At 39.9% G+C, this 769-nt stretch carries 1 protein-coding gene; it reads right to left on the bottom strand.

Annotated elements, in window-relative coordinates; genetic code table 11:
- Positions 1–769, bottom strand: a 769-nt coding sequence (locus tag ABD915_RS09995) for a helicase-related protein (RefSeq protein ID WP_345117817.1), incomplete at both ends; no start/stop codon positions are given.

The raw sequence follows: 769 nt of genomic DNA, 5'->3' as shown, positions 1-769 counted from the left end.
TTTTTAGTTCTTGATAAAACCCATTAAAGGCGTGGAACGCTTCACTGCTTTCATCAGAAAGTATATCTTTAAGATGATTGATATGGTTTTGAGCAATCTCAGCAACATTGCCAGCCCATATGCCCCAATAATCCGTGATTTTAAAACTATCCAGAAAAATCGCTTTGACAAAATCAAAAAATTCAGAAGAGCGGAATAAGTCTTTTTGCTCGTTATTGCCCGATTGGGACTTGCTTGCTGCTGTTCCAATACTGTGTCCAGAACTTTCTGCTTTTGACTGTATCGAGATCTCATCAACCGTTGTGGTGAGCTCTTGTAATTCACTGTCACGCTTAACCTCTATAATCTCAATCGTATGGCTGCTATCTTGTCCTAAAGACATCTGATTAATCGTTCGTGCAAGTCTCTCATCATGAGAATGTAAAGCATGCAGAACTTGCCAAACAACACGATATCTCTTATTGTTTCGTAAAGCTTTTTTAGCTTCTAAGTGTGAAGGAATGATAATGGGTAAAATGATATAGCCCGTTTTCTTATTTGGAGCACGACGCATCACACGCCCCACCGCTTGGATTACATCCACTTGGCTATTGCGCGGGTGTAAAAACATGATTGCATCAAGAGCAGGGACATCAATTCCTTCTGAAAGACATCGGACATTGCTTAAGATCCGACAAACATTTTTACCGGCATCTTGTTTCAGCCAATCCAGTTCCTCATTGCGTTTTTTGACACTTTGTGTTCCGTCAATATGTCTTATTTCACAGTT

The organism is Bartonella jaculi, from assembly GCF_039543045.1.
GTDB classification, from domain to species: domain Bacteria; phylum Pseudomonadota; class Alphaproteobacteria; order Rhizobiales; family Rhizobiaceae; genus Bartonella; species Bartonella jaculi.
The sequence above is the reverse complement of the archived record's forward strand: the minus strand, read 5'-3'. Positions and strand labels throughout refer to the sequence as shown.